We start from the raw sequence: 21,803 nt of genomic DNA, 5'->3' as shown, positions 1-21,803 counted from the left end.
GCCGGCCTCTATAAAAGCAGTAATCGGGAGCTTCAAAACGTGAAAAAAGCCAGCACCGCTGTATTCGCCTTGTCCCTGCTCGCAGTGAGCGTGGCGGCCCAGGCAGAGCCAACCAGTCAGGACTTCGTGCCGACTGAACTGGCGTCAACCAAAGCCCAGAGCGAAGCCAAAGGCTTTCTGGAGGATTCGAAACTGACCGGTTCGACCAGGAACTGGTATGCCAATGAACTGTTGCGTCGTGGCGGCACCTTCAGCCGCAGCGAAAACGGTGTGGTCGTTGACCGTGACCCGCGCCGTATCAACTGGGTACAGGGCACCATCGTCGACTACAGCTCGGGTTTCACCCAGGGCACCGTCGGTTTCGCCACCCAGATGGCGGTCTACAACGCCGTCGCGCTGGACCGTGACAAAGACGACCTGATGGGCGGCGCCAACCGCACGCTGACCAAGAACAACGGCGACGCGGTTGGCCAATGGAGCAAGATGGGCCTGGCGAACGTCAAGGCACGCATCTCCAACACCACCCTGACCGCTGGCCGTCAGTCGCTGAATACGCCGGTACTGGCTTACATCGGCAACCGTGCTCTGCCATCGAGCTTCGAGGGTGTGAGCATCCTCAGCGAAGAATTCAACAACCTGTCGTTCACCGCTGGCACCTTCGACCGTGTTTCGCCGCGCTCAGAGCAGAGCCTGACCAAGTTCCGCTCCGAGTACACCGCCAACGCCAACATCGAGTCCGATCATGTCGACATGGCCGGTGTGGACTACAAGCCGTTCAAGAGCCTGACCACCAGCTTTTATGCGTCCAACGTCCAGGACTTCTGGCACCAGTATTACTTCTCTTTCCTGCACGAGATGGGCGACACCGACGTGCTGGGCCTGAGCACCAACCTGAACTACTACAAGACCAAGGATTCCGGTCAGAAGAAGATGGGCCCGATCGACAACGACACCTATTCCCTGTCGTTGACCGCCACCCACAAGGCCCACAGCTTCAGCATTGCCTATCAGGAAGTCGAGGGTGACACCTACTTCGACTACGTGCACGACAGCAACGCCATCTTCCTGGCCAACTCCCTGCTCTCGGACTTCAACGGACCGAACGAAAAATCGGTACAGCTGAGCTACCTGCTGAACATGGCCGACTACGGCGTACCTGGCCTGAAGTTCAACGTTTACCAGGCGCGCGGCTTCGACATCGACGGTACCCACTACAAGGGCACGGCCTATGACGTTCGCGGCATGGACGGCGAAACCCACTACGAATACGGCGTCGGTGCTTCGTACACCATGCAGTCCGGCCCGCTGAAGGCCTCGACCATGCGCGGCACCTACACCACGCACCGTGCGAGCGCCAATCAGGCTGACGGCAACATCAACGAGTTCCGTCTGGTTACCACCATCCCGTTCAACATTCTGTAATCACCAAACCGGTGGGGTTCGGGCCAGAACTTATTGGCCCGAATCACCCACTCACTCATGGCTTCATCACTTGCGGAGGGCGTTTACTTGAAATCGACATTCAAACTCGCAACATTGCGCAACGCGGTCGCACTGGCGCTGTTCAGCGTCGCGCTCGGCGTTTCGGCCAAACCTCTGGTGGTCTGCACCGAAGCCAGCCCGGAAGGGTTCGACACGGCGCTGTACACCACCGCCGTCACTGCCGATGCGGCAGCGGAAACCATTTACAACCGTCTGGTGGACTTCAAGCCCGGCACCACTGACATCGAACCCGCTCTGGCGGAGTCGTGGGAAATCAGTGAAGACGGCCTCAATTACACGTTTCACCTGCGCAAAGGCATCAAGTTCCACACCACCGATTACTTCAAGCCGACGCGCGACATGAATGCCGACGACGTGGTCTGGAGCTTCCAGCGTCAACTGGACCCCAACCATCCGTGGCACAAGCAATCAACGGTCGGCTTCCCCTACTTCGAGAGCATGGGCTTCAAGGAACTGCTGAAAAGCGTCGAGAAGGTTGACGACAATACGGTCAAATTCACCCTGACCCGCCGCGAAGCCCCGTTCCTGGCCGATGTGGCCATGGCGTTCGCCTCGGTCTACTCGGCTGAATACGCCGATCAACTGCTCAAGGCCAACAAGACCGACGACCTGAACAGCAAGCCGATCGGCACCGGGCCGTTCGTTTTCCAGCGGTACGCCAAGGACGCTCAGGTCCGCTTCAAGGCCAACCCGGACTACTTCCGCGGCAAACCACCGGCTGACACGCTGATCCTGGCCATTGCCACCGACAACAACGTGCGTCTGCAAAAGCTCAAGGCCAACGAGTGCCAGATCGCGCTGTATCCAAAGCCTGACGACATCCCGAGCATCAAAAAGGATCCGGCGCTCAAGGTCGACGAGCTGAATGCCATGACCACGGCTTACATCGCGATGAACACGACTCATAAGTACATGAGCGATGTGCGCGTGCGCAAAGCGATCGACATCGCCTTCGATAAAGAAGCCTATGTGAATGCGCTGTTTGGCAAAGGCAACGCCACCGTCGGCGTCAACCCGTACCCGGACACTCTGCTGGGCTACAACAAAGACCTGAAAAACCCGGCGCACGACCTGGACAAGGCACGTGCCTTGCTCAAGGAGGCCGGGGTTCCCGAAGGCACCGTTCTGACCCTGTTCACGCGCAATGGCGGCGGCCCGACCAATCCGAACCCGATGCTTGGGGCACAAATGATGCAAGCGGATTTGGCGAAAGTCGGCATTAAGTTAGATATACGCGTCATGGAATGGGGCGAAATGCTCAAACGCGCCAAAAACGGCGAACACGACATGGTGTCGGCAGGCTGGGCAGGCGACAATGGCGACCCTGATAACTTCCTGACTCCGAACCTGAGCTGCGAGGCCGCCAAGAACGGCGAAAACTACGCGCGCTGGTGCAATCAGAAGTTCCAGACGTTGATCGATCAGGCACGGGAAAAAACCGACCCGGCCGAACGTGCCGCGCTCTATGAGCAGGCGCAGGCGATCTTCAATCAGGATCAGCCATGGATCAGCATGGCGCACACCAAGATGTTCACTGCAATGCGCAACAACGTAGAGGGTTATCACATTAGCCCTCTCACCACTAATAACTTCGCCACCACCCAGGTGAAGTAGAAGAAGAATCCGGCGGGCTCGCAAAAACGGGCCCCGCCGGTACACGCCTAACCGGCAGATGAGGTACACGAGAAGATGTTTAGTTTTATCGCTCGCCGAGTGGGGTTATTGATACCCACCTTCTTCGGCATCACCTTGCTGACCTTCGCATTGATTCGCCTGATTCCGGGCGACCCGGTCGAAGTCATGATGGGTGAACGCCGGGTCGATCCGGAAATGCACGCCCAAGCCATGGAACGTCTTGGCCTGAACAAACCCCTTTATGCGCAATACATCGACTACGTCGGCAAGCTCGCCCATGGCGATCTCGGCGAATCGCTGCGTACGCGCACGAGCGTGTGGACCGAATTCACCTCGCTGTTCCCGGCAACCCTGGAACTGTCGATCGCGGCGTTGATATTCGCTGGCATCCTCGGGCTTCTGGCCGGGGTTATCGCGGCGCTCCGACGAGGGTCCCTGTTCGACCATGGGGTGATGGGTATTTCGCTGGCGGGATACTCGATGCCGATCTTCTGGTGGGGCCTGATCCTGATCATGTTCTTCTCGGTATCGCTGGGCTGGACCCCGGTATCGGGTCGTATCGACTTGCTATACGACATCCCTCCCAAAACCGGCTTCATGCTGATTGACACCCTGCTCAGCGATGAAGAAGGTTCGTTCATCGACGCTCTGCGTCACCTGATACTGCCGGCCATTGTGCTGGGTACCATCCCGCTGGCGGTGATCGCGCGGATGACCCGCTCTTCGATGCTTGAAGTGCTGCGCGAAGATTACGTGCGTACTGCCCGGGCCAAAGGCCTGTCGCCCGCCCGCGTAGTGTTCGTTCACGGCCTGCGCAACGCGCTGATTCCAGTACTGACCGTGTTCGGTCTGCAAGTGGGCACATTGCTCGCCGGTGCTGTACTGACCGAAACGATCTTCTCCTGGCCGGGTATTGGCAAATGGCTCATCGAAGCCATTGGCGCACGTGACTACCCTGTCGTGCAGAACGGCATCCTGCTAATCGCCTGCCTGGTGATTCTGGTCAACTTCGTGGTGGACATCCTCTACGGCTTTGCCAACCCACGCATTCGTCATCAGCGCTGAGATCCCTACTATGAGCACACCTACTCCCGTAGTAGCAGTCGATCAAAGCCTGCTCTACCCGTCCGTATACAAAGAGTTCTGGCAGCACTTCGCCAAGAACAAAGGCGCCGTTGCAGGGCTTGCGTTCATGCTGCTGATCGTTTTCTGCGCCATTTTCGCGCCATGGGTCGCGCCACATGATCCGAGCGAGCAATACCGTGACTTCCTGCTGACCCCACCGGTCTGGCTCGAGGGCGGTCAATGGCGGTTCCTGCTGGGCACCGACGAACTGGGTCGCGATCTGCTGTCGCGTCTGATTCAGGGCTCACGCCTGTCGCTGCTGATCGGTCTGTCGTCGGTGGTGATGTCGCTGATTCCGGGGATCCTCATGGGTCTGCTGGCCGGTTTCTTCCCGAAAATCCTCGGCCCAACCATCATGCGTCTGATGGACATCATGCTGGCCCTGCCGTCGCTGCTGCTGGCGGTGGCCATTGTCGCGATCCTCGGCCCTGGCCTGATCAACACCGTGATCGCGATCGCGATCGTCTCGCTGCCGTCCTATGTGCGTCTGACCCGCGCGGCCGTCATGGGCGAACTGAACCGCGACTACGTGACCGCTGCCCGTCTGGCCGGCGCCACCCTGCCGCGCCTGATGTTCATCACCGTGCTGCCCAACTGCATGGCGCCGCTGATCGTTCAGGCGACCTTGAGCTTCTCCTCGGCGATCCTCGACGCTGCGGCGCTGGGCTTCCTCGGTCTGGGTGTACAACCGCCAACGCCTGAGTGGGGCACCATGCTCGCTTCGGCCCGCGACTACATCGAACGCGCCTGGTGGGTGGTGAGCCTTCCGGGTCTGACCATTTTGCTCAGCGTGCTGGCAATCAACCTGATGGGCGACGGCCTGCGCGATGCGCTGGACCCGAAACTCAAGAACGCCGCCTGAGGACGTCCGAATGCCACTCTTACAAATCAAGAACCTCAACGTTCGCTTCGGCGACGCCACCGCCACCCCGGTCGTAGATGGCCTGGACCTGGCCGTGGACAAAGGCGAAGTACTGGCAATCGTCGGCGAATCGGGCTCGGGTAAATCCGTGACCATGATGGCGCTGATGGGCCTGATCGATCATCCCGGCATCGTCACCGCCGACTCGCTGATTTTCGACGGCAAGGACATGCTCAAGCTGAGCGCTCGCCAGCGTCGCCAGATCGTCGGCAAGGATCTGTCGATGGTCTTCCAGGACCCGATGACCGCGCTGAACCCGAGCTACACCGTGGGCTTCCAGATCAAAGAGGTGCTCAAGCAACACCTCGGCCTGTCTGGCAGAGCGGCGCACCAGCGTGCGCTGGAACTGCTGCAGAAGGTTGAGATTCCGGGCGCTGCACAGCGTCTGGACGCCTATCCGCATCAACTGTCGGGCGGCATGAGCCAGCGCGTCGCGATCGCCATGGCGATTGCCGGCGAGCCGAAACTGCTGATCGCCGACGAGCCGACCACCGCTCTGGACGTGACCATTCAGGCGCAGATCATGGACTTGCTGCTGGCCCTGCAGAAAGAGCAGGACATGGCGCTGGTACTGATTACCCACGACCTGGCAGTCGTGGCCGAAACCGCTCAGCGCGTGTGCGTGATGTACGCAGGTCAAGCCGTGGAAGTCGGTCAGGTCCCGGGCCTGTTCGACGTACCCGCGCACCCGTACAGCGAAGCGCTGCTGGCCGCGATTCCCGAGCACAGCATGGGTGCCGCGCGCCTGTCGACGCTTCCGGGCATCGTCCCCGGTCGTTACGACCGTCCGAGCGGTTGCCTGCTGTCGCCACGCTGCCCATATGTTCAAGACAAATGCCGCCAGCAGCGCCCGACTCTGGACCCTAAAGCCCACAGCCTTGCACGCTGCTTCTTTCCGCTGAATCAGGAGGTGGCGTAATGAGCGAAATCGTACTGACCGCCCGTGACCTCACCCGTCACTACGATGTATCCCGTGGTCTGTTCAAGCCACACGCTACCGTGCGCGCGCTCAACGGCGTGTCTTTCGAACTGGAAGCAGGCAAGACCCTGGCTGTGGTCGGCGAGTCCGGTTGTGGCAAGTCCACCCTCGCCCGCGCCCTGACACTGATCGAAGAGCCATCGTCGGGGTCATTGAAAATCGCTGGTCAGGAAGTGACTGGCGCGACCAAGGCGCAACGCAAGCAACTGCGCAAAGACGTGCAGATGGTGTTCCAGAGCCCGTACGCATCGCTCAACCCGCGCCAGAAGATCGGTGATCAATTGGGCGAGCCGCTGCTGATCAACACCAACCTGTCGGCGGCCGAACGTCGCGAGAAAGTGCAGGCGATGATGAAGCAGGTCGGTTTGCGTCCTGAGCATTATCAGCGCTACCCGCACATGTTCTCTGGTGGTCAGCGTCAGCGTATCGCGCTGGCCCGCGCCATGATGCTGCAACCGAAAGTGCTGGTGGCGGATGAGCCAACCTCCGCGCTGGACGTGTCGATTCAGGCGCAGGTGCTGAACCTGTTCATGGATCTGCAGCAGGAGTTCAACACGGGGTATGTGTTCATCTCCCACAACCTGGCAGTGGTTCGCCATGTCGCCGATACAGTGCTGGTGATGTATCTGGGGCGGCCGGCGGAGATGGGGCCGAAGGAGGAGATTTATAACCGTCCTCTGCACCCGTACACCCAGGCATTGCTGTCGGCCACGCCGACGATTCACCCGGATCCGTCTAAGCCCAAGATCAAGATTGTGGGTGAGTTGCCCAACCCGCTGAATCCGCCGTCGGGTTGCGCTTTCCACAAGCGTTGCCCGTATGCGACCGAGCGCTGCGGCACTGAGGTTCCGGAGTTGCGGACTGTGGATAACCGGCAGGTGGCGTGTCATTACGCGGAGCAGTTCGTGGCGTGATCGGCTGCTGACCTGTGAATGAAACAAGGCCGTTGCGTTTGAAGTGCAGCGGCCTTTTTTTGTGGCTCTGGACTGTTGCGCACTTAGACGCAAGATCAAGGCTGGCGCAGATCTGGAAGCTTCACGCGACCCGTGTGGGAGACGCCGGAGGTCACGACGGTACGGGCTGCGATCCGGGCGAAGCGGTGAGTCAGGCACTGATGGGTTGTCTGACAAACCGCTTCGCGGCTGTCGCACAGCTCCAGCAGCGCCCACAGGGTTCGGTGATCAACTCGAAATCCGGGTCCGCCACAAACCCTGTAAGAGCCGTATTGCTGGCTTCCGCAGGTACTCCTGCGGCGGGGTCAGTAAACATCCCGGCGATAACGGCCTTGCTCGATCAGGCTCTGTACACCCTCTTCGCCGATCAGGGCTTCCAATGTTTCATCGACGCCTGTGGCCATGCCTTCGAGACTGCCACAGATGTAGATAACGGCGCCGTCTGCCAACCAGCGATGCAACTCATCAGCTGCTTCGCGCAGGCGATCCTGCACATAGATTTTCTCGGCCTGGTCGCGGGAGAAGGCCAGGTCCATACGCGCCAGGCCGCCACTTGCCAGCCAGCCTTTCAGTTCATCTGCACAATGGAAATCGTGGGCCGCGTTTCGCTCGCCGAATAGCAGCCAGTTGCGTTGTTCACCTTGAGCAATGCGTGCTTTCAGCAAACTGCGCAGCCCAGCCAGCCCTGTGCCGTTGCCAATCAGTATCATCGGAGCAGGCTCGCTCGGCAGGTGGAAACTGCTGTTGCGACGCACGCGCAGGCTGATCGAAGAACCCACAAGGGCGTGCTCCGTCAGCCAGCCTGAACCCAGACCGAGACTGCCATCCGGATGCAGCTCCTGGCGCACGATCAGCTGCAATGCGCCGTCTTCGGGGATCGACGCAATAGAGTATTCACGCATCGCCAGCGGGACCAGCGCATCGATCAGTGCCTGAGCATGCAGGCCGACAAGATGGCTGCGATTGGCGGGCAATTGGCGGCTGGTCAACGCTTGGCTAAGGGGTTCGTGAAGACCCTCCACGCCGACCTGCGTGTCGGCAGCGATGCCCAATCCGGCGAGGAAATGCTCGACGGCGGACGGCGCATTTCGCGGCAGCACCTCGATCAGATCACCTGCTTCCCAGGGCGTGCCGGCTGCGGAGGTCAAGCTCAGCAAGAACACCTTGGAACCGACGCTGCCGGGGTTCAGCAGGTCGCGCTGGCTCAGTGTCCAGTTTTCGTAATCCGGGGCCTTCCATGCAGCAGCAGGCGTCGAGCCTGTCAGTTCGCCCAGCTGCTGCTGCCAGTGTTGCAGCGAGGCGCTGTCGCCGCTGTCCACTTCAACCGGTGCAAACAAGGTGCTGGCGCCACGTTCGGCGAGCCAGCCGTGGAGACGCTGGGCAAAGCCGCAGAAGTCTTGATACTGCCGATCGCCCAGCCCAAGCACTGCGTAGTTGAGGTTATTCAAGGACAGCGGACGCCCCAGCAGTTTGCGTTCGAAGCCACGGGCGCTGTCAGGTGCCTCGCCGTCGCCGAAGGTACTGACGACGAAAAGGGCGTTGCGGCTTTGATTCAGGTCTTGCTCGGTCATGTCCGCCAGACGCTGCACGCGCACCGGCAGGCCAGCCGACTGCAGTTGCCCGGCAGTCTGCCAGGCCAGTTGCTCGGCGAACCCACTCTGGCTGGCAAAGCCAATCAGCCACGCCGGGCCCTGAGTGCCGTAAGCGCTGGGGGTTGTCGCCACTTCGCCACGAGCATTGCGGATGTCGCGCTTTTTACGACGACGGTCCAGATACAACAGCCAGCCCGTGATGAAGAACAGCGGCATGAGCAGCGCTGCGATGGTGATCACGATACGTCCGGGAAGTCCCCAGTAGCTGCCGGTGTGCAGCGAGTAGTTACTGACCAGCAACTGCGCGCCGTAGCTTTTATCCGTGTAGCGCGAAACGGCCTTGAGCTGCCCGTTGGCGGGATCGAGGGTGATCTGGTTCAGGGCACGTGGATGCGGCGCGTTCTTCAGAATGTAGAAGACAGTCGCCATCTGCCCCGGCGCCTGTGGCATGCGCAGGTTATAGGTCTTCAGGTCCGGGCCTGCGGTTTTCTGGATGGTGTCCCAGATCGCGGCGTAGTCGGGCGCCGACGCCTGGACTGGCCCGCCATCCTTCGGACCCGGGCCTGGACGCGGCCCTCCTCCGCCTCGGCGCTGCTCGCCAGCCACCGGCGGGTCGCCGATCAACTTGTTCATGCCGTTGCTGAACCAGTCGTAAGACCACATCAGGCCCGTAACGGCCAACAGCAGATAGACGATCAGGCACCAGGTGCCGAATACCGAATGCAGGTCCCAATTGAAACTGCGTCCCTTCTTTGCCCAGTCCAGGGTCAGCCACACCCGCCAGTTAAGCGCCTGGCGCGGCCAGCGCAGGTACAGACCGGACAGGCAGAAGAACACCAGAATCAGCGTACAGGCCGCTGTCACTTGCTTGCCGTATTCGCCTGCCGCGAGGAAGCGGTGAAGGTTCAGGATGAAGCCGAAGAAGTCTTGCCCGATCGCGTCTTCGGTGAAGTCCCCGGTGAAGGGATTGAAGTTGTGCATCTCGCCACGGCGCTGGCCCGGCGGCGGCTGAAACCAGACTTGAGCGACCCGGTTACTGTCCGGCTCGATGCGAAACATGGAAACCTTGTCGCGGCCCTGGGCCTCGACTTTGCTGACCATTTCGACCAGGGACAACTGACGCTCGAGCGGCTGCACGAACAACGTATCGGGGTTAAGCGCATCGACGATCTCGTCCTCGAACGAATACAGCGCCCCGGTGATGCCCATCAGCGCCAACACCAGACCCGCCGTGATTCCGAAGAACCAGTGCACTTGAAACAGGACTTTCTTCAACACCCTCAATCACCTCGATAACCCGCTGCGACGCGCATTATGCGCACAAACGGCATGCATTCTCATCCGTATCTGATTCTGTATTCGGTCACAGACTGGACACAAAACGGTGTGTTGCCTGGGCTCCTGTAGCACTCCGGCTTGCCGGCGGCGACATGATTTAAATCGCTACCGCCGGCAAGCCGGACTGCTACAGAGAGACGCACGCCGCCCACATACAAAAGCCCCACTCACCAGTGGCAAGCGGGGCTTGTTAGCTTCGCTTCTTTATCAGAAGTGGAAGCTGGTGGTCAGCAAGGCCGTACGACCGGCTGCCTGATTGGCGAAATGCGCCGCGTAGGCTTTGTCGTAGTAGGTCTTGTCGGTCAGGTTCTGCACGTTCAGTTGCAGGTCGACGTTCCTGGTCAACTTGTACGAAGCCATGGCGTCGTAACGGGTATAGGACGGAACATAAACGGTGTTGGCCGTGTCGCCATAAACTTCGCCGACATAGAACGCACCACCACCAACGGTCAGCTTCGGCGTGATGTCGTACGTGGTCCAGAGGCTCGCGCTGTTCTTGGCGGTGTTGGGCATCTCATTGCCATCCTGCGAGGCAGCACCGTTTGTCACAGCGCCGTTGCGCCCGACCAGACCGGAGTCGACCAGCTCGCTGTCCAGGTAGCTGTAGCCTGCGAACACTTGCCACTGCTCGGTGATCTTGCCGCTGGCCGACAGTTCGAAACCGTCGACACGAGACTTACCGGCGTTCTGGTAGGTGTTGGTGCTCACCAGGACTCGGGTGTTGTCCTTCTCGGTGCGGAACACCGCTGCCGTTAGCGACAGACGATCATTGAGGAAGTCCCACTTGGTGCCGATCTCGTAGTTTTTGGTGGTTTCTGGCTCCAGGTCGCTGGTCAGAGTACCGCCGTCAGCAATCAGGCCGTTCCCGTCGGTACCTTCGTTGAGCATGCCGCCCGGTGGGGTGGCAGACGTGGCGAACGAGGTATAAATGCTGCCGTTCTCAACCGGCTTGTAGACGATCCCCGCCTGCCAGTTCCAGAAGTTGCTGGTGTTCTTGCTGCGAGTGGTGGCTGCGGTGAGGCTATCGGTCTTGGCCGAGGTATCGAAGCTGTCGAAGCGCGTACCCAGGTTGATCTGCCACTGCGGGTTCAGCTCGATGGTGTCGAAGGCATAGACCGAGCGAGTGAAACCGATGGTGTTGGTCCCTTTGTAGTTGCGCGCGATCGTGCCGGTGTAGTCGTCGTCCGGATTCGGGTTGCTCAGCGACGTACAGGTGCCGCCGTAGACTTCACCGACCTGACATCCCACTCCGCCAGGAGACGCTGCGGTCGGGTTGGAGTTGGCAGGGTTGGCGAAGGTGTAGCCGCTGACCTTGCTCACTTCACGGGTCAGCTCGATGCCGGTGGAGTAGCTGTTTTTCAGGCCCAACAGCTGGAACTGGCCGAACAGGTCAGTCTGGTTGGTCGTGGTTTCGGTGGTGCTGACCCGGGCGTTGGCACGGCGCCAGACGGTCCCGCGGGCATTGACGTTGTGCTGGCTGTCGTCCGGCTGGGTGAGGATGTAGTCCTGCCCTACGTTGCCGTGACGAAAGGTGTTCTTCAGGGTCATGTCTTCGTTGAAGTCATGCTCGAAGCTGATGGTCGAGATATCGCTGCGGGTCTTGCGGAAGTCGCGATCTTTCAAGCCGTAGAAGTTGTTGCTGTTGCCGCCGTCGGTGGGCTTGTCATGCACATGGACAGCGGTTGGCGAGTTCGAGCTGTAGCCGTAGGGAATGCCCGAATCTGGCAGATCATTGCCTTCCACATGGTAATAGCTGAGGTTCAGGCGGTTTTCAGTGCCCAGGCCGAACGTCACCGACGGCGCCACGCCCCAACGGTCGTAGTTGATCGCATCACGACCGGCAACGTTCTGCTCGTGGCTCATCAGATTAAGACGGAACGCTGCGGTGTCGAGAAACTTGCGGTTGACGTCCAGGGTATAGCGGCGCGTCTGGTCGGTGCCGTAGGTGAAACTGCCCTCGGTGAAGTCGTTGGCCTTCGGCAACTTGCTGACCAGGTTGATGCTGCCGCCCGCCGAACCGCGACCGCCCATGGCCGAGTTAGGACCCTTGCTCACTTCGATCGATTCGATGTCGAAGATCTCACGGCTCTGCGCACCCGTGTCGCGCACGCCGTCAATGTAGGTGTCGCCTTGGGCATCGAAGCCACGAATGAACGGACGGTCGCCCTGAGGGTTACCGCCCTCACCGGCTCCGAAGGTGATGCCCGGCACTGTGCGCAGCGCGTCCTGCAAGGAAGTCGCGGCAGTGTCCTTGAGTACTTGCTGAGGAATGACGGTGACCGAACGAGGCGTGTCCGACAACGGCGCGGTGTACTTCTGCGAAGCGCTCTTCTCGGTCTTGTAGTCTTTGGACTCGGTAGCCTCACCATTGATGCTGGTCGCGCCCAGCGAAATAGCACCACCGTTGGCCTTGTCGGTTTCTTCGGCGGCGTGGGCCATCTGCGAGGCGGACATCGCAGTGACGGCCATGCCAATCGCGGAAGCGAGAAGCCGTGGTGAGCTGACAGACGGTTGTAACGAGAGGCGCGACATGATGAGTTTCCTTCCCCAAGGAATGTAGAGGCCGCGGAATATAGTTGGGAATCATTTGTATTCGCATAAAACTTACATTCTTTACATTTTCGCTTTACGGATTTTTCACCTTCATTCGTCTACGCGCGCTCGCAGGGTTTTACACAGCCAATAAGAATCACTACCATTCGCTACCTTTTCGATACAGAGTGGCGACGCCATGCTCCTGCACATACCTGGCCTGTTTGCGCGTGAGGAAGTGCTGCGCGTCCGTGAAGCTCTGGAACAGACCGAGTGGGCGGACGGCAAGATCACCGCCGGTCACCAGTCGGCGAAAGCCAAGCACAATCTGCAACTGCCCGAAGGCCACCCGCTGGCGAAAGAAATCGGCGCGGCCATGCTCGAACTCTGGCAAAACCCGCTGTTCATGTCGGCTGCCTTGCCACACAAGGTGTTTCCACCCTTGGTGAACTGCTACACCGGCGGCGGCAGTTTCGATTTTCACATCGACAACTCGGTGCGTCAGGCCAGAGGCAGCGTCGAACGGGTGCGCACCGATCTGTCGTCGACGCTGTTTTTCAGTGACCCGGACGACTACGACGGTGGCGAGTTGGTGATTCAGGACACCTTCGGCACCCGGCAGATAAAGCTGCCAGCCGGAGACATGCTGCTCTACCCCGCCACCAGCCTGCACAAGGTCAATGCCGTAACTCGCGGGGCGCGTTACGCATCGTTTTTCTGGACCCAAAGCCTGGTACGCGACGATGGCCACCGTACCCTGCTATTCGAAATGGACACCGCCATTCAGCAACTGAGCCGCGACGTACCCGATCATCCATCGCTGATCCAGCTCACCGGCACTTATCACAACCTGTTGCGCCAATGGGTCGAGGTCTGACATGAGCTGGACCATGCGACGCGAAGATGTACTGGACGGCGAGCAACTGCGCGCCATGTTGCAGGAAAACCCTGCGAGTGCTGCGCGAGCGATCCTGATCGCCGCTCAGGAAAACATGGTCGATGCCCAGGCTCTGCTCGGTCAGATCCTGCTGGATGGCACCGGCATCGAACAGGACGCAGCACTGGCGTTGGTGTGGTTCCAGATCGCCGCACGCAACGGTCATGCAATGGCCACCAACATGGCCGGTCGCTGTCATGAGCACGGCTGGGGCTGTGAGCCCGACGCCGGCAAGGCCGCCGAATACTATCGGCAAGCCGCCGAGGCCGACCTCGACTGGGGTTTCTACAACTACGGCAACCTCTTGGCCACCGGCCGTGGCGTTAACAAGGATCAGGCCCGTGCCCTCGCTTGCTATCGCAAGGCGGCGCAAATGGGCCACGCTAAATCGATGAACATGCTCGGCCGTTACCTGGAAGAAGGCCTCTGTTGCGAGCGGGACCTGGCCGCTGCCCACGACTGGTATCGTCGCTCGGCGGAAGGCGGCGACTTCCGTGGTCAATTCAGCCACGCCGCCGTTCTGGCTGATAAGGGTCGCATCGACGAAGCGGTCTCGTGGTTTCAGACCGCACTGCGTATCGGCAACCTGAACTTCCTGCGCGTCAGCCGCAAAACCCTGCTCGAGGCCACCCATCCTGACGTGCGGGCATTGGCACTGGATTACCATCAGCGTGCCGCCGAGCTGGGTGATAGATCAGATCAAGCGCAGCTGCAGGCGTTGAGATAGGCCTGGGACCAAAGTCGGCCTCGGCCAGTGAGACACAAAAAAGCCCGCGATCACTCGCGGGCTTTTTGCGTTACGGCATCAGACTCAGACGTAGAACGATTTCAGCGGCGGGAAGCCATTGAACTCAACAGCACTGTAGCTGGTGGTGTAGGCGCCGGTGGACAGCCAGTAAAGGCGGTCACCGATGGCCAGGTTCAGCGGCAGGCCGTACTTGTAGTTCTCGTACATGATGTCGGCGCTGTCGCAGGTTGGCCCGGCGATGACGACTTCTTCAACTTCGCCTTTCTTCTCGGTCCAGATCGGGAACTTGATGGCTTCGTCCATGGTTTCGATCAGGCCGGAGAACTTGCCCACATCGGTATAGACCCAACGCTCGACGGCGGTACGCGATTTACGCGCAACCAGCACCACTTCGCTGACCAGGATACCGGCGTTGGCGATCAACGAACGGCCCGGCTCCAGGATGATTTCCGGCAGATCGTCACCGAAGTCTTCTTTGAGGAAGCGGATGATTTCTTCGGCGTAGGTTTCCAGGCTGTTGGTACGGGTGATGTAGTTGGCAGGGAAGCCGCCACCCATGTTGATCAGCTTGAGCTCGATGCCGTCTTCTTCTTTCAGACGTTCGAAGATCACCTTCACTTTGGCGATCGCGGCGTCCCAGACGCTGATGTCGCGCTGTTGCGAGCCCACGTGGAAGGAGATGCCGTAAGGCACCAGGCCCAGGTCACGGGCCAGGATCAGCAGGTCCATCGCCATGTCGGTCTGGCAGCCGAATTTGCGCGACAAAGGCCAGTCAGCGGTGGTCGAGCCTTCGGTGAGAATACGCACGTAGACTTTCGAGCCCGGAGCGGCCTTGGCGATGTTGCGCAGGTCGGCTTCGGAGTCGGTCGCGTAGAGGCGTACGCCCTTCTCGTAGAAGTAGCGGATGTCCTTGGATTTCTTGATGGTGTTGCCGTAGCTGATGCGATCCGGGCCAACGCCACGGTCCATCACTTTGTCCAGCTCGTAGATCGAGGCGATGTCGAAGCTCGAACCTTTCTCTTTGAGCAGGTCGATGATTTCGACGGCCGGGTTGGCCTTGACCGCGTAGTAAACCTTGGCGAATTCGAAACCGGCGCGCAGGTCGTCGTAGGCTTTGCTGATCATCGCGGTGTCGATGAGCACGAACGGGGTTTCTTGCTTGTCGGCAAACGCCTTCATTTTTTCGAAGGTGCTTTTCTCGAAATAGTCTTCGACCTGAATCGACATGCGGGGGACTCCTGTTGGCAAACGGTAAAAAACAATGGGTGCGAGGGCCTTACCCTCATGAACGTCCTCCGTATCCCCACTTTGGTTCGCCTACTTCCCAAGGCATGTCGCCGAAAGCAAAAAGGCCATGAGAACCGGGATTCTCTTGGCCTGCTGTCTCGTCGTCAGTACTTGAGCCGGATGGATCGTTTCCAGCATGGACGTTCGGCGCGAACTTTAGGACCTGAGGGGTTCAAGATCAACAAAAAATGTCGCTTTTCTGCCCGTTTTTGCCAGACGGGCATCAGCTCCGTTCAATCACCCTGTAGTAACCGACCGATGTGACAGGACGATGTTCCCCTTGATCCCTGCCATTGATCCCCTGTAGCAGTCCGGCTTGCCGACGGCGGTGATTTGAAAGACGCCACCGCCGGCAAGCCGGACTGCTGCAGGGGACCGGAATCAGACGCTGAAATAGGTGTCAGCAACGCCTGTCGCTGCTCCCCTAACACCAAACGATGCGGGCTTTCCCCACGTACCATTGGCGAGTTCTAGTGACGGAGATATCTGTCAGTTACCGGAGACCGCCACGCCGGAATCGGCCTACATGACGGATGGCCTACCCCCTATCGTCAGGCAGCATTTTCATTCCGTACGGTGATGCGCTCACTGGGCGAATAATGAGGGCTTAGCCGTGGGTTATTTCAAAATTGGCGGGCGTGAGCAGGGATTGGATGGGGACAAAACCACGACCAACGCGATCTGCTTTTCCAGCCTGCCGCAGGCGCACCTCGAAGATGGACGGGGCGCATTGCGGCTAGGGGACAAAACCAGTCCGTGCGGGCTATGCGGGCAGATCGGGGAAATTGTCGAGGGTGAAAATAGTTTCAAGTGGGATGGCATTCCCACAGCGCTGCACAACGCGATGGTGATGTGCGCATGTCCGCCGGGGACCAATCGATTGATCGCCCCATCCAGAACAAAATCGGGTTCGAATCGGGATGAAGCGTCTACGCCGCCGAAAGCGAACATCGGATCCTCGAACGTGGTGCCCTACCCTTTAGCGAAGGGGATACAGCCCGTGGGAAAAACCTGGGCGCGCAGCTTCTTCGTGACCCATAGCGAAACCGGCCAACCGCTGGCAAACCGGAAATACATCGCGACGGTAGACGGTCAGCAACGCAATGGCGCAACCGATAGCAACGGGATTGCATACATAGAAGGAGCGTCAGCTAACTCCAGCATTTCCATTCACATCCCCTTCCATTCCCCCGCACGCGAATTGATCGAGCTTGCGGGAATGACAACTCGCGAGGTCGTCACCACTACCCGGGTCGAGCAAGTGCTGCACGGCGAAACACCCAGGCCTATCGCGATCACCGTGAATGATCGAGCGGCGACTCGGGAGGCGATCATTCAGAAAGTGCGGGAATTGGGGCATGGGTTTGTGGAGCGTTCGGGATGGCATGCGAAACCGCCTGGAAAGCCACTGGAGCGGAATTGGGATTACAGCATGATCGCCTTGCATCACGCGGGTAGGAGCTATTCGTGCAATGCCGGAGGTGAACAGATGCAGGATATTCAATCGTTCCAACAGAACAAGGAGTTCGACGATATCGGTTACCACTTCGGCATTGATTGCTCAGGGATAATCTATGAAGGCAGGGATATTCGTTCTAAAGGAGGACACCTTCTCGCCTATAACTCAAACGTACTCGGCATTGTCCTTTTGAACAACCTGACTACACCAGAGGAAGGCAAAGATTTTGTAACGCTGGCTCGGACTGCACTGGATTATTTGGGACTTAGCACCACGAACCCGCTACCAAGCCTCCAAGTTAATGCGACCATCAACCTCATTACTGTTCTAAAAGACATTTATGACATAGAGCACTTTGGTGGACATCGCGAATTCCCCCATCAAGATGAAGGCGAGGCAAAAATTTGCCCTGGAAACGTCGGAATGAATCTTGTGAAAAAAATTCGTGCAAAAACGCGCCTTCGGAAGCCAATGAAATCATGAAAAAATCACTTCTCCTATTACTCCCGTTCTTGGCAGCGTCGTTGACACTTGGCTACTACAGAGAAACGGGAGAGGCACAAATGTACACTTATGTATTTGTTAAAAAAAGCCCAACATTTCAGATGAAATTTGAAAACATATTCGCCAATCTACGCGACGACAAGAAACTCTCTAAACTCGACATTCAAGAGCGCCAGAAAGTTATAGACTATTGCAAATATCGGCTTGGCATTGATACCACACTGGAAACACAAGACGATCTTGAAAGATGCAAGGCACCCTGACCACATAAACAGATGCAACCTATCACCGAGCCGAGCTTTAGTCATCGTCGTCCTTACTGGGTCAGGCACGACATTTAGTTATGTAGGCTATTACTAGACCTGCGAGGATGCGAGAACTCAGCGGCTGATTGACGGGTCACGTTACTCCGTTCACAGAAAAAAATTCGCTCCCATAGATGGACTGCGTTCCACCCGTGGGGGCGAATCCATTCGCGATCGCGTCAGTTCAGGCGCTATCAAAGCGCCTGACTCAGCTACTTCAAGTCGACGCCGCCTGCTCCGCCACTTCTGCTGGCGAAACGATGCTGGTCTTCTTGCCTCGGGATTGCCCCGAGCTCAGGTAGGCCGCAATCGACTCCTGTGTCACCTCGCCGAGGAACACGTTCTCGGCATCCAGCACCGGCAGCCAGGAGCGGTTGAACTCGTACATGCGCGACAGCAGGATGCGCAGGTGTTCGTCGTAGGCGGCGGTGGCATTGAACGGGCGCAGGTACTGCTCGCAGGTACCTGTCTGGCGGTGCAGGTCGCGACGTCGGACATAACCCATGGCTTTGTTGCCGCCATCGGTAACGACAACGTAGCGGCGGTCCTGTTCGTCCATGATTTCCAGCGCATCGGCCACCGGGGTTTCCGGGCTGACGGATGGCGCGTTGTCGGCGGCGTCTTCGGCCTTCACCAGCAGCAGGCGTTTCAAGGTGCTGTCCTGGCCGACGAAGTTGCTGACGAAGTCGTCTGCAGGATGCGCCAGCAGCGTGTCCGGATGGTCGATCTGCAGCAGTTTGCCGGCGCGGAAAATCGCAATCTTGTCGCCCAGCTTGATGGCTTCGTCGATGTCGTGGCTGACCATGATCACGGTCTTGTTCAGCGCACGCTGCATCTCGAAGAATTCGTTCTGGATCATCTCGCGGTTGATCGGGTCGACGGCGCCGAAGGGTTCGTCCATCAGCAGCAACGGTGCATCGGCGGCCAGCGCGCGGATCACCCCGATCCGCTGTTGCTGACCACCGGACAGTTCACGCGGATAACGATGCAGATACTGCTTGGGTTCCAGCTTGATCATGCTCATCAGTTCGCGAGCGCGGTCGTGGCATTTCTGTTTGTCCCAGCCGAGCAGCTTGGGCACGACCACAATATTTTCTTCGATGGTCATGTTGGGGAACAGGCCGATCTGCTGGATCACATAGCCGATGTTGCGACGCAGGGTCACTTCGTCGAGGCCCGTGGTGTCTTCGCCGTTGATCAGCACCTTGCCGGAAGTCGGCATGATCAGGCGGTTGATCATTTTCAGCGTCGTACTCTTGCCGCAACCCGACGGGCCGAGGAATACGCAGATTTCACCTTCGTTGACGGTCAGGCTCACTGAATCAACGGCCTTCACTTCCTTGCCGTTGCTCTGGAAGGTTTTGGAAAGATTTTGAAGTTCGATCATTTCAGGAGTCCTTTTGGAGTCAGCGAGCGTTGCAGCCATTGCAGAAGCAGGTCGGCGAAGATGGCCAGAATGCTGACCAGTACGGCGCCGACGATGAGCATCGACATGTCGCTGCGGCTGATGGAAGCGAGGATGAGTACGCCAAGACCACCGGCACCGATGGTGGCGGCGATGGTCATGACACCGATGTTCATGACCACGGCGGTGCGCACACCGGCGAGGATCACCGGCACGGCAATCGGCAGTTCGACCATGCGCAGGCGCTGGCCAAAGGTCATGCCGATGCCCTTGGCGGCTTCGCGAATACCCGGTTCGACGCCAGTCAGCGCCAGATAGGTGTTACGCATGATCGGCAGCAGTGAGTACAAAAACACCGCAGTGATCGCCGGCATAGGGCCAAGGCCTTGACCGAACTTAGAGTAGAACGGCAGCAGCAGGCCGAACAGGGCAATCGAAGGGACGGTCAGCAATACCGTGGCGCTGGCCTGTAATGGACCGGCGAGCACCGGGAAGCGAGTCATGAACACGCCCAACGGCACGCCCACCAGAATCGCCAGCGAAACGGCGATGCCCACCAGCGTGATGTGTTGCAGGGTCAGGTGCATGACCTGATTCCAGTCCAGATGGGAGAAAGCGCTCAAGAAGCTCATAGTTTCTCCTCCTGTTTTTCCACCGGCGTCTGCTTGATCGGCACGCTTTCGGCAGAAGGATTGATCGGATGTGTGCGCAGGAAATCAGCGGCCACGACGGAAGGACTTTCGTGATCGACATCGATGCGCGCGTTCAGATCGATCATCGTCTGGTTATCCAGCAACGCAGCCAGCGGCTTGAGTTGCTCGGCCAGTTGCGGGTGCTTGTCCAGGTACTCTTTGCGGATTACCGGCGCTGCGGTGTAGTCCGGGAAGTAGTGCTTGTCGTCGTCCAGCACCTTGAGTTTGAACGCGTTCAAACGGCCATCGGTGGTGTAGACGAGCCCTGCGAATACCTGGCCGTTGCGCAGTGCGGTGTAGACCAACCCTGCGTCCATCTGACGAGTGTTTTCACGGCTCAGGTTCATGTCGTAGTGCTTGACCATGCCCACCAGCCCGTCGGAACGGTTGGCGAATTCGGTGTCGAGCGCGACGATATGACCCTCCTTGGCCTCATCCTTTAGTAAGGTTGTCAGTTGCGAAACGTTGTTGATCTGCGGGTACTGTTTGGCGATCTTGTCCGGCAGCGCCAGCGCATAGGTGTTGTTGAACTTCGACGGCGAGAGCCAGACCAGGCCCTTCTTGGCGTCCAGTTCTTTCACCCGCTGGTAGGTCTGTTCGCTGTCGAGTTTTTCGTCGACGTGGTTGTAGGCAACCAGCGAAACGCCGGTGTATTCCCAGAGCATGTCGAGCTGGCCGCTTTCCTGGGCACTGCGCGCCAGGTTGCTGCCCAGCCCGCCAGTGATCTGGACCTGATAGCCCTTGTCGCGCAGGTATTGCGCGGTCAACTCGGCGAGGATGGTCTGCTCGGTGAAGACCCGTGCGCCGATGCGCAGCAACGGTCGCTCGGCCGGAGCGTCGGCCGCTTGGGCAAACCCGGACAACAACAGGCCGGCGCCCAGCATAAATGTGCATAACTTCTTCATACGAATTCCTTCTTCAGCGCGGCCGCTCAACGAGCCAGGCCACGTTCCAGCCACAGACGACTCGCCAGGGTCACGGCGCCATCGAGCAGCAGAGCCAGCAACGCGGTACACGCGGCGCCCAGTACCAGTTGCGGCTGATTGTTCAGGGCGATGCCGGGGAAGATCAGACTGCCGAGGCTGTTGGCCCCGATCAGGAAGGCCAGCGGCGCAGTCCCGACGTTGATCGCCAGCGCCACCCGCACACCGCCGATGATGATCGGCACGGCATTGGGCAGCTCGACGCGCCACAACACCTGACGCGGTGTCATGCCGATGCCGGTGGCGGCTTCTTTGAGAGAACCCTGAACGTTTTTCAGGCCTTCGTAGGTGTTGCGCACGATGGGCAACAGAGAGGCGAGGAACAGCGCGAAGATCGCAGGCCCACTGCCGATACCCAGGACACCCAGGGCAATGGCCAGTACTGCGAGAGGAGGAACGGTGTTACCGATGTTGAAGATCTGCATGAAGCGTTCGGCGCGGCCGACCATGTTCGGTCGGCTCAAGACAATGCCGGTCGGTATTCCGACCACCAGTGCCGCGAGCATCGATGCCAGGACAAGCATCACATGCGCTTGCAGGTAAAACAGCAGATCATCCTGATACTGCCTGATGGTACTGATGCCGATCCATTGGACCAGCAGGGCCAGAAGTGCGATGACAATCACACCTCCCATTAGCCCCTTGCCATAGCGATTAGCCACGGGCGGACTCCTTATTTCAGTCGGCGAACGCCTCGCAGGGGATTGGCCATTTCGGCCGGATTGCGAACGTTCGCGAAGAGCAGCGGGTGGGTCGCCGGAAAGGGTGAAACCTCGGCGAAAACACAAGCCATGAGCGCAGCTTCGTCAAGCTAACTTGCTGATTTTGCAACCCTTGACGTTGAGTGTAGCTTCTTCAACAGCCAGGGAATGGACGTCTCCACAACCGCAAAGGTTCCCACGTA

General features: G+C 59.0%; 17 protein-coding genes. 10 read left to right on the top strand and 7 right to left on the bottom strand.

The window, feature by feature from the left end; genetic code table 11:
• Positions 1–39 precede the first annotated feature (39 nt).
• The 6 genes from BWR59_RS10825 (at position 40) to BWR59_RS10800 (ending at position 7,078) form a co-directional block, all read left to right on the top strand.
• A complete protein-coding gene (locus tag BWR59_RS10825) occupies positions 40–1,422 on the top strand; it encodes an OprD family porin (RefSeq protein ID WP_081565636.1) in 1,383 nt (460 codons plus the stop codon).
• Between the two features lie 87 nt (positions 1,423–1,509).
• A complete protein-coding gene (locus BWR59_RS10820; RefSeq protein WP_230981990.1) occupies positions 1,510–3,117 on the top strand; it encodes an ABC transporter substrate-binding protein in 1,608 nt (535 codons plus the stop codon).
• 75 nt (positions 3,118–3,192) lie between these two features.
• The gene (locus tag BWR59_RS10815; RefSeq protein ID WP_081565634.1) at positions 3,193–4,203 is read left to right on the top strand and encodes an ABC transporter permease subunit; all 1,011 of its coding nucleotides are present in this window, start codon (positions 3,193–3,195) and stop codon (positions 4,201–4,203) included.
• 10 nt (positions 4,204–4,213) lie between these two features.
• Positions 4,214–5,125: an ABC transporter permease subunit gene (locus BWR59_RS10810; RefSeq protein WP_081565633.1), complete on the top strand. Its 912-nt coding sequence runs from the start codon at positions 4,214–4,216 to the stop codon at positions 5,123–5,125.
• 10 nt (positions 5,126–5,135) lie between these two features.
• The gene (locus BWR59_RS10805) at positions 5,136–6,104 is read left to right on the top strand and encodes an ABC transporter ATP-binding protein (RefSeq protein ID WP_081565632.1); all 969 of its coding nucleotides are present in this window, start codon (positions 5,136–5,138) and stop codon (positions 6,102–6,104) included.
• The gene (locus BWR59_RS10800; protein WP_081565631.1) at positions 6,104–7,078 is read left to right on the top strand and encodes a peptide ABC transporter ATP-binding protein; all 975 of its coding nucleotides are present in this window, start codon (positions 6,104–6,106) and stop codon (positions 7,076–7,078) included. The genes BWR59_RS10805 and BWR59_RS10800 overlap by 1 nt, the downstream gene beginning before the upstream one ends.
• 344 nt (positions 7,079–7,422) lie before the next feature.
• Here BWR59_RS10800 and BWR59_RS10795 read toward each other — a convergent pair whose 3' ends face one another.
• Complete coding sequence (locus BWR59_RS10795) at positions 7,423–9,984, bottom strand: sulfite reductase flavoprotein subunit alpha (protein ID WP_081566019.1); 2,562 nt, start codon at positions 9,982–9,984, stop codon at positions 7,423–7,425.
• Positions 9,985–10,254: 270 nt separating this feature from the next.
• Positions 10,255–12,579: a TonB-dependent receptor gene (locus tag BWR59_RS10790; protein ID WP_081565630.1), complete on the bottom strand. Its 2,325-nt coding sequence runs from the start codon at positions 12,577–12,579 to the stop codon at positions 10,255–10,257.
• Between the two features lie 199 nt (positions 12,580–12,778).
• On the opposite strand from BWR59_RS10790, the gene BWR59_RS10785 reads away from it, so the two are divergent.
• The gene (locus tag BWR59_RS10785; protein ID WP_081565629.1) at positions 12,779–13,456 is read left to right on the top strand and encodes a Fe2+-dependent dioxygenase; all 678 of its coding nucleotides are present in this window, start codon (positions 12,779–12,781) and stop codon (positions 13,454–13,456) included.
• A gap of 1 nt (position 13,457) precedes the next feature.
• The gene (locus BWR59_RS10780) at positions 13,458–14,243 is read left to right on the top strand and encodes a tetratricopeptide repeat protein (RefSeq protein WP_081565628.1); all 786 of its coding nucleotides are present in this window, start codon (positions 13,458–13,460) and stop codon (positions 14,241–14,243) included.
• Between the two features lie 84 nt (positions 14,244–14,327).
• On the opposite strand, the gene BWR59_RS10775 is transcribed toward BWR59_RS10780, so the two are convergent.
• A complete protein-coding gene (locus BWR59_RS10775; RefSeq protein WP_081565627.1) occupies positions 14,328–15,491 on the bottom strand; it encodes a type III PLP-dependent enzyme in 1,164 nt (387 codons plus the stop codon).
• Between the two features lie 673 nt (positions 15,492–16,164).
• Between BWR59_RS10775 and BWR59_RS31950 the strand changes: the two genes are divergently transcribed.
• Positions 16,165–17,493: an N-acetylmuramoyl-L-alanine amidase gene (locus BWR59_RS31950; RefSeq protein WP_143490811.1), complete on the top strand. Its 1,329-nt coding sequence runs from the start codon at positions 16,165–16,167 to the stop codon at positions 17,491–17,493.
• Positions 17,490–17,777, top strand: a complete 288-nt coding sequence (locus tag BWR59_RS31945; RefSeq protein ID WP_120128872.1) for a hypothetical protein — start codon at positions 17,490–17,492, stop codon at positions 17,775–17,777. The genes BWR59_RS31950 and BWR59_RS31945 overlap by 4 nt, the downstream gene beginning before the upstream one ends.
• Before the next feature lie 259 nt (positions 17,778–18,036).
• Here the strand turns inward: BWR59_RS31945 and BWR59_RS10760 are convergent, their stop codons facing one another.
• From BWR59_RS10760 to BWR59_RS10745, 4 genes are read right to left on the bottom strand one after another with little or no spacing between them, the layout of a single operon-like run.
• Positions 18,037–19,206, bottom strand: coding sequence for an ABC transporter ATP-binding protein (locus tag BWR59_RS10760; protein WP_081565626.1), 1,170 nt, complete (start codon positions 19,204–19,206; stop codon positions 18,037–18,039).
• Entirely contained in the window at positions 19,203–19,856 is a 654-nt protein-coding gene (locus BWR59_RS10755) for an ABC transporter permease (protein ID WP_081565625.1), read from the bottom strand. Before BWR59_RS10755 ends, BWR59_RS10760 begins: the two co-directional genes overlap by 4 nt.
• Positions 19,853–20,821 carry a glycine betaine ABC transporter substrate-binding protein gene (locus BWR59_RS10750; RefSeq protein WP_081565624.1) on the bottom strand — a complete coding sequence of 323 codons (969 nt, stop codon included), beginning with the start codon at positions 20,819–20,821 and terminating at the stop codon, positions 19,853–19,855. The genes BWR59_RS10755 and BWR59_RS10750 overlap by 4 nt, the downstream gene beginning before the upstream one ends.
• Positions 20,822–20,847: 26 nt before the next feature.
• On the bottom strand, positions 20,848–21,561 hold the full coding sequence (locus tag BWR59_RS10745) for an ABC transporter permease (protein ID WP_081565623.1): 714 nt from the start codon (positions 21,559–21,561) through the stop codon (positions 20,848–20,850).
• Positions 21,562–21,803: the final 242 nt, after the last annotated feature.

The organism is Pseudomonas sp. Bc-h (genome assembly GCF_002080045.1).
Lineage (GTDB): Bacteria > Pseudomonadota > Gammaproteobacteria > Pseudomonadales > Pseudomonadaceae > Aquipseudomonas.
This window is presented reverse-complemented; position numbering and strand designations above follow the sequence as displayed.